Here is a 7,103-nt window from a genome sequence, read left to right on the forward strand (position 1 = left end):
CGGCCCCGGCCCTGCGCCGCGGCCGCGGCGCCGCGGCCGCGGGGCTCCTGGCGGCCTGCCATCCGCTGCCGGCAGCGGCCGTCACCCTGTTCACCGCGGCGCTCGCGGCCGCCGCGGGTCACGGCCCCGCCGGCGGCGCCGCCGCGGCGGGTGCGGTCGCCGCCGGGCAGCTCTCGGTCGGCTGGTGCAACGACCGGGCCGACCTGCGCCGCGACCTGGCCGTGGGCCGGCGGGACAAACCCCTGGTGGCGGGCACGGTGTCACCCGCGGCCGTCACCCGGGCGGCGGGCCTGGCGCTGCTGGTCTGCGTCCCCCTCTCCCTGGCCGCCGGCCTGCTCGCCGGGGCCGTCCACCTCCTCGGGGTGGCCGCCGCCTGGGGGTACAACCTGCGCCTCAAGGGCACGGCCGCGTCCTGGCTCCCGTACGCGCTGGCCTTCGGCCTGCTGCCGGCCTTCGTCACCCTCGGGCTGCCCGGCGCGCCGTGGCCGCCGCCGTGGCTCACGCTGGCCGCGGCCCTGCTGGGCGCGGGCGCGCACTTCGCCAACGTGCTGCCGGACATCGCCGACGACCTGGCCACCGGGGTCGTGGGCCTGCCCCAGCGGCTGGGCGCCCGCCGTTCGGCCGCGCTCGCCGCGCTCCTCGTCCTCGGCTCGGCCGCCGCCCTGGTGGCCGGACCGCCGGGGGCGGTGACGGCGTACGGCTGGGTGCTGCTGGGGGGGACGGCGGCGACGCTGCTCCTCGCCGCCCGGCGCCCGGCCGGCCGGCTCCCCTTCCTGGCCGTGCTGGCCGTGGCCGGAGCCGACGTGGTCCTGCTGGTCGTCGAGCTCGGCAGCGGGGCGGCCGCGCCGGGCTGACCGCCCACCGCCGCAGTTCGAGCGACAGGTGCGCGGACAGGGCGCGGAGGAAGTCGGGTGCGTCGAAGGCCGCTCCGGCGGAGGCGACACCGACCGTCCTGGTCCGTCCGGTGAGGGCGCGGTGGACCGCCTCCCTAGGGCGCGTGCCGGGTACGGGTCCAGGACAGGAGCTCGTCCGCCGGCCAGGTGTTGACGACGCGCTCGGCCGGGACCTCGCACTCCGCCGCCCGTTCGCAGCCGAGCAGCTGCCAGTCGAGCTGGCCGGGGGCGTGCGCGTCCGTGTCGATCGCGAAGAGGGTCCCGGCGGCCACGGCGAGGCGCAGCAGCCGACGGGGCGGGTCCAGCCGCTCGGGCCGGCTGTTGATCTCCACCGCGGTGCCGGATTCGGCGCAGGCCGCGAACACGGCCTCGGCGTCGAACGTTGACGGGGGCCGGCCCCGGCCGGTCACCAGCCGCCCCGTGCAGTGGCCCAGCACGTCCATCAGGGGATTGCGCACGGCCGCCACCATCCGCCGGGTCATGGCGGGAGCCTCCATCCGCAGCTTCGAGTGCACGGAACCGACGACGAGGTCGAGCCGGTCGAGGAGTTCGGGCTCCTGGTCCAGCGTCCCGTCGTCGAGGATGTCGCACTCGATCCCGGTCAGCAGTCTGAACGGGGCCCAGGTCTCGTTGAGCTCCGCCACCACCCGCAGCTGTTCGCGCAGCCGCTCAGGGGAGAGCCCCCGGGCGATGGTGAGCCGCGGGGAGTGGTCGGTGAGCACGGCGTACTCGTGCCCCAGCGAGGCCGCGGCCCGGCCCATCGCCTCGATCGGGCTGCCTCCGTCGGACCAGTCCGAATGCACGTGGCAGTCCCCGCGCAGGGCCGCCCGCAGGGCCTTGGCGGCGGTGGTGGCCGGCGGGCCCTCGGGGAGCGCGGCGACCTCGTCCTCGAGCTTCTGCAGGTAGCCCGGAACGGCCCCGGCGAGCGCCTCGCTGATCACCCGGGCGGTCTTGGGGCCGATGCCCTTGACCGCTTCCAGGGAACCGGCCGCCGCGCGTTCGGCCGTCTCGCGCTCGCCCATGTGCTCGACGGCGGCCGCGGCCGTACGGAACGCCCGGACCCGGTACGTGGGCTCCCGGGCGCGTTCCAGCAGGAAGGCGATGCGGTCCAGCGCAGCCACCGGGTCCATCGGCGTACCTCCTGCGACCCAGTGTCCGGCGCTGCTCCCGCTCACGCCTCCTGCGGGACGGCGGCGTCGAGCGCGGCCGTGAGGCGGTTCAGCCGGGTCTGGAGCTCGAGGATCTCGGCCAGCTCGAAGCCGGTCGCCGCCGCGATCCTGCGCGGTACCTCGGCCGCGCGGGCGCGCAGCGCGGCACCCTCCGCGGTCAGGTGGGCGTGCACGGACCGTTCGTCCTCGGTGCTGCGCTCGCGGCGGACCAGGCCGGCCGCCTCCAGGCGCTTGAGCAGCGGGGACAGCGTCCCGGAGTCCAGGCGCAGGTGCTGCCCGATCTCCTTGACCGGCAGTTCGCCGTGCTCCCACAGGACGAGCATCACCAGGTACTGCGGGTAGGTCAGGCCGAGGTCCTTGAGGACCACCCGGTAGAGACCGCCGAAGGCGCGGCTCGCCGCGTTCAGGGCGAAGCAGATCTGGCCGTCCAGGCGCAGGAAGTCCTGGTCGGGGTGGAGTGCGGTCGGCTTCACGGTCATGGGCGCCAGTGTACCCGGGGAGGACTGGCGAGGCATTGAATTGTGCACAACTGAATTGCGTGCTCTAATGGTGGAGCGCGGTCGACCACCGGCCGCCGCAACGGATCATTTCTGCGAGAGGAACTCCGATGGACGCGCTGTACACCGCTGTCGCCACCGCCAACGGCCGCGAGGGCCGCACCGTCAGCTCCGACGGACAGCTCGACCTCGCCCTCGCCATGCCCCCGGCGCTCGGCGGCAGCGGACAGGGCACCAACCCCGAGCAGCTCTTCGCCGCCGGCTACGCCGCGTGCTTCGCCAGCGCCCTCGGCCTCGTCGGACGCCAGGCCAAGGTCGACACCAGCGAGGTGTCCGTCACCGCCGAGGTCTCCATCGGCAAGGACGGCGCCGGCTTCGGCCTGGCGGCGGTCCTGCGCGTCGAGCTCCCCGAGTCCCTGGCGGGCGAGACGGGCACCCTGTTGGTCAAGCAGGCGCACGAGGTCTGCCCGTACTCCCGTGCCACGCGCGGCAACATCGACGTGGACCTCGTGATCGAGTAACCGCACCCGGTGCCGGTGCCGCACCCGGTGCCGCACCCGGCGCCGGCGCGGGGCCCCGGCCCCGCCGCCGATCGGGTGGAGGTGCCGGACGCGCGGCGGGCGGCCACCATGGAGGGGCACGGCCCCGTCCGGGGGCCGCCCGCCGGGGGTTCGTACACGGGGAGGCGCCAGTGGCGCACACCTACGCGACAGACGTACTGGTCGCCGGCGCGGGACCCGTCGGCCTGACCGCCGCCGTGGAGCTCCGCAGACGCGGGGTCTCCTGCCGCATCGTCGACCGGCTGCCCGCCCGGCTCCCCTTCGCCAAGGCCGTGGGCATCCAGCCGCGCACCCTGGAGCTCTGGGACCGCATGGGACTGGTCCGCGCCGCCCTGGAGGCGGCCGTCCCGCTGCGCGGACAGCTCACGTACGTCGACGGCGCCGAACAGCCCCGCCTCGACCTGCGGCTGCCGCCCGAGGTGCCGTACGGATTCGCCGCGCTGCCGCAGTACGAGACGGAGCGCATCCTCGAGGAGTTCCTGGCCCGCTTCGGGACCGCGGTCGAGCGCGGCACCGAACTGGTGTCGTTCGCACAGGACACCGACGGGGTGACCAGCCGCCTGCTCACGTCCTCCGGCGCGCAGGAAGAGGTACGGACCCGGTTTCTGGTGGGCTGCGACGGCGCGCACAGCACCGTCCGCAAGGCACTCGGGCTCGGCTACGAGGGCGGCGCCTTCCCCGAGGAATACATGCTCGCCGACGTGGAGGTCGACTGGGACCTGCCGCACGGGTACGGCGTCCGCTCGATGCACCACGGCGCCGACGGCGCGGTCGACGACGTGCTGGTGTGCATCCCGCTGCCCGGCCGCGGCCGCTACCGGATGTCCATGGTCGTACCGCCCGAACTCTCCCCGGCACAGCAGGCCGAAGCCGCCCTCGACGGCGTCGCCCACGGCCTGCAGACCGCCCGGGCCCCCGGACTCCCCGACGTCCAGACCGTCCTGGACCGGCTGTCCCCGCGACCGGCCACCGCCTCCCACATCCGCTGGGCCTCGGTCTTCCGCATCAGCCACCGCATCGTGGACCGGTATGCCGACGGCCGGGTCTTCGTCGCCGGGGACGCCGCGCACATCCACCCGCCCACCGGCGCCCAGGGCATGAACACCGGCATCCAGGACGCCTGGAACCTGGCCTGGAAACTCACCCTCGCCGTCGACGGCCGCGCCCGGCCCGGCGTGCTCGAGAGCTACGACACCGAACGCCGCCCCGTCGGCGAGGAAGTCGTCGGCCGCACCGTGCGGCACGCCGCCGCAGGAGTCCAGGCCGACCCGGACGACCCGCAGACGGTGATGATGCGCGAAGCCCAACTGCTCGTCGCCTACCGGGGCAGCCCCCTCGTGGACCCGCCCGGTCAGGGCCCGGGCCCCCGGCCGGGCGACCGGGCACCGGACTGCGGCGGCCTCACCGGACAGATCGCCGCCTACCCGCTGCGCCTCTACGACCTGCTGCGCGACCGCGGACACGTCCTGCTCGTCTACGGCAGCGGGGACGGGGCCGGCGAACTCGTCCGGACGGCACGGGAGTCCGCGGCCGGCCTCGTGGAACCCTGCCTGATCCTCGGCTCCGACGCGCCGGCCGACTCCGAGCCGGGCGCACTGCCGGCCTACCGCGACACCGGCGGCGAGTTCGCCCGCCTCTACGCGGTGGACGGGCCGACGGCCTTCGTCATCCGACCGGACGGCCACCTCGCCGCCCGCCTCGCCCCACCGGCCCCCGAAGCACTGGCCGCCCATCTCGCCACCACCTTCGCCCCGGCCCCACAGGAGTAGCCGGACCGTCGGAAGACCCGGGCCGACGGCCCGTTTTGGAATGCCGGACGATCCTCAATACGATCCGGCGATGATCACAAGAAAACGGCTAGCGGCCCGGGCGTGCGGCCTGCTCGCCGCCCTGGCCGTCGGGCTCTTCCCGGCGAGCGCCACCGCCGCCGACGGGCCGACGGCGAAGGAACCCCCGAAGGTCGATCTCGTCCTCGACGTCAGCGGCTCCATGCGCGCCAACGACATCGACGGCCAGTCCCGGATGGCCGCCGCGAAGCAGGCCTTCAACGAGGTCATCGACGCGGTCCCCGGCGAAGTACGGCTCGGCATACGCACCCTGGGCGCCACCTACCCCGGTGAGGACAAGGCGCTGGGCTGCAAGGACACCAAGCAGCTGTACCCGGTCGGGCCGCTGAACCGGACCGAGGCGAAGACCGCCGTGGCGACCCTCGCTCCCACCGGCTGGACGCCGATCGGCCCCGCCCTGCTCGCCGCGGCCCAGGACCTCGACGGCGGCGACGGCACCAAGCGGATCGTGCTCATCACCGACGGCGAGGACACCTGCGCCCCGCTCGACCCGTGCGAAGTCGCCCGCGACATCGCCGCCAAGGGCATCCACCTGGTCATCGACACCCTCGGCCTGGTCCCGGACGCCAAGATCCGGGCCCAGCTCACCTGCATCGCCGAAGCCACCGGCGGCACCTACACCTCGGTGCAGCACACCGCCGAACTCTCCGGCAGGGTCAAACAACTCGTCGACCGGGCCGCCGAACCCGTCGTCAACCCCGTGGCCACCGAGGGCGCGAAGCAGTGCGCGAACGCCCCGGTCCTCAAGCCCGGCCTCTACAGCGACCGCGAGACCTTCGGCGAGCACCGCTGGTACCGGGTCGACGTCCGCCCCGGCCAGGAGCTGCGTGCCTCGGTGAGCATCGCCGCCGACCGCGCCGTCAACAACGACTACGGCCTCCTGCTGCGCGCCACCACCCTGCACGGCCGCGAGATCGTACGCGGCTCGGAGGCGGGTGACGGCCGTACGGACGTCCTCTCGACCGGCCTGCGCTACCCGAAGGCGGAGGTCGACGGAGCCGACGACGCCGCGAAGGAGGCGCCGGAGACCGTCTGCATCCAGGTCAGCAACTCCTTCTCCGCCCCCGCCTCCGTCAAGACCACCCCCGGCATGCCCGTCGAGCTGACCGTCGACGTGGTGGACGGACCGGACGGGGCGTCCGACGCCGCCGCCTTCGGGCTCGGCCGCGGCTGGTGGCTGCTGGCCGTCCTGGCCCTCATCGGGCTGGCCGCCGGTGTGGTGTGGGGATGGATCTCGCGCTGGCGCATCTCCGTCTGGAGGACCAACTGATGCGTACCGTACGCACCCTGACCGCCGCCCTGCTGGCCGCGGCGGCCGCCCTCGCGGTGGCGGGGACGGCCTCGGCCGACACCCCCTCCGCGAGCCCGAGCACCCGCTCGGCCTCCGCCAAGGAGGAGGCCGCACCGACCGAGGCCGGCACCGGCTTCCGTACCGCCGCGGCGTTCCGGCCGGGCCAGAAGGCCACGGCGAGCGCCTCCACGGGTGACTACCTCTACTGGGTCCTCCCCGTCGACGCGCAGCAGCGCCTGACCGTGAAGGCCACGGTCACCCTGCCCGAGGCCAAGGTCCGGCACGGCGCCTCGACCTGGCAGCTCGACGTGTACGACGGCCTGCGCCGCCGCCAGGCGTGCACCTACGGCATGCAGACCCGGGCCGCCGCCCGGGAAGCGGCCTCGGTGGACCTGTCCTGCACCCTGCGCACGGTCCGCGCCGGAGCCGAGCAGTGGGCCAACGACCCGCTGCCGGGCAGCTACTACGTACGCCTGACCATCGTCGACGCACCGGAGGAGGACCTCGGTCTGCCGATCCGCGCGGCCGTCGAGGCCTCCGTGGCGGAGACGGGCGGCGCCTACGCCGTGGACGGCGCCCTGTCCACCCCGCTGGTCCCCGCCACCGTCACCGGATCGCTGCGCGAGCCCGAGGACGGCTGGTCCGGCGGCTGGTGGTCGGACCGCTGGATCTGGACCGCGGCGGGCGGGGTGCTGGCCGCCCTCGCGGGCATCTTCGGCTACTCCCTGACGCGCGGCTCGGGCCGCCCCTCCCGGGTGCCGCAGCCACGGGGGCAGCCGAGCTCCCCGGGGCTCCGGTAGCCGGGGAAGCGCCCCAGGACACCCCCGCAGCCCCTGACACCCCCGC

At 75.0% G+C, this 7,103-nt stretch carries 7 protein-coding genes; 5 read left to right on the forward strand and 2 right to left on the reverse strand.

Annotated elements, in window-relative coordinates; genetic code table 11:
• On the forward strand, positions 1 to 854 hold an 854-nt coding region (locus AB0D44_RS33955; protein ID WP_362598640.1), incomplete at its 5' end, for a UbiA family prenyltransferase.
• Between the two features lie 134 nt (positions 855 to 988).
• On the opposite strand, the gene AB0D44_RS33960 is transcribed toward AB0D44_RS33955, so the two are convergent.
• Both AB0D44_RS33960 and AB0D44_RS33965 read right to left on the reverse strand, forming a co-directional pair.
• Positions 989 to 2,023 (reverse strand): PHP domain-containing protein, encoded by a 1,035-nt coding sequence (locus AB0D44_RS33960; RefSeq protein WP_362598643.1) that lies wholly within the window; start codon positions 2,021 to 2,023, stop codon positions 989 to 991.
• Positions 2,024 to 2,064: 41 nt separating this feature from the next.
• On the reverse strand, positions 2,065 to 2,541 hold the full coding sequence (locus AB0D44_RS33965; protein WP_362598646.1) for a MarR family transcriptional regulator: 477 nt from the start codon (positions 2,539 to 2,541) through the stop codon (positions 2,065 to 2,067).
• 128 nt (positions 2,542 to 2,669) lie between these two features.
• Between AB0D44_RS33965 and AB0D44_RS33970 the strand changes: the two genes are divergently transcribed.
• The 4 genes from AB0D44_RS33970 to AB0D44_RS33985 all read left to right on the forward strand — a co-directional run bounded on the left by AB0D44_RS33970 (position 2,670) and on the right by AB0D44_RS33985 (position 7,057).
• The gene (locus AB0D44_RS33970; RefSeq protein ID WP_362598649.1) at positions 2,670 to 3,080 is read left to right on the forward strand and encodes an organic hydroperoxide resistance protein; all 411 of its coding nucleotides are present in this window, start codon (positions 2,670 to 2,672) and stop codon (positions 3,078 to 3,080) included.
• A 170-nt stretch (positions 3,081 to 3,250) separates the two neighbouring features.
• Positions 3,251 to 4,888, forward strand: coding sequence for an FAD-dependent monooxygenase (locus AB0D44_RS33975; RefSeq protein WP_362598652.1), 1,638 nt, complete (start codon positions 3,251 to 3,253; stop codon positions 4,886 to 4,888).
• Positions 4,889 to 4,958: 70 nt separating this feature from the next.
• Complete coding sequence (locus tag AB0D44_RS33980) at positions 4,959 to 6,236, forward strand: VWA domain-containing protein (RefSeq protein ID WP_362598655.1); 1,278 nt, start codon at positions 4,959 to 4,961, stop codon at positions 6,234 to 6,236.
• On the forward strand, positions 6,236 to 7,057 hold the full coding sequence (locus AB0D44_RS33985) for a hypothetical protein (RefSeq protein WP_362598658.1): 822 nt from the start codon (positions 6,236 to 6,238) through the stop codon (positions 7,055 to 7,057). Before AB0D44_RS33980 ends, AB0D44_RS33985 begins: the two co-directional genes overlap by 1 nt.
• The last annotated feature ends 46 nt before the right edge of the window (positions 7,058 to 7,103 follow it).

It is taken from the genome of Streptomyces sp. NPDC048349 (assembly GCF_040651925.1).
GTDB lineage: Bacteria > Actinomycetota > Actinomycetes > Streptomycetales > Streptomycetaceae > Streptomyces.

What these genes read in the sequence shown, in the direction of transcription:
- AB0D44_RS33960 (WP_362598643.1), bottom strand. Translation starts at nt 2,023, where the DNA reads ATGGACCCGGTGGCTGCGCTGGACCGCATCGCCTTCCTGCTGGAACGC.
- AB0D44_RS33965 (WP_362598646.1), bottom strand. Translation starts at nt 2,541, where the DNA reads ATGACCGTGAAGCCGACCGCACTCCACCCCGACCAGGACTTCCTGCGC.
- AB0D44_RS33970 (WP_362598649.1), top strand. Translation starts at nt 2,670, where the DNA reads ATGGACGCGCTGTACACCGCTGTCGCCACCGCCAACGGCCGCGAGGGC.
- AB0D44_RS33980 (WP_362598655.1), top strand. Translation starts at nt 4,959, where the DNA reads ATGATCACAAGAAAACGGCTAGCGGCCCGGGCGTGCGGCCTGCTCGCC.
- AB0D44_RS33985 (WP_362598658.1), top strand. Translation starts at nt 6,236, where the DNA reads ATGCGTACCGTACGCACCCTGACCGCCGCCCTGCTGGCCGCGGCGGCC.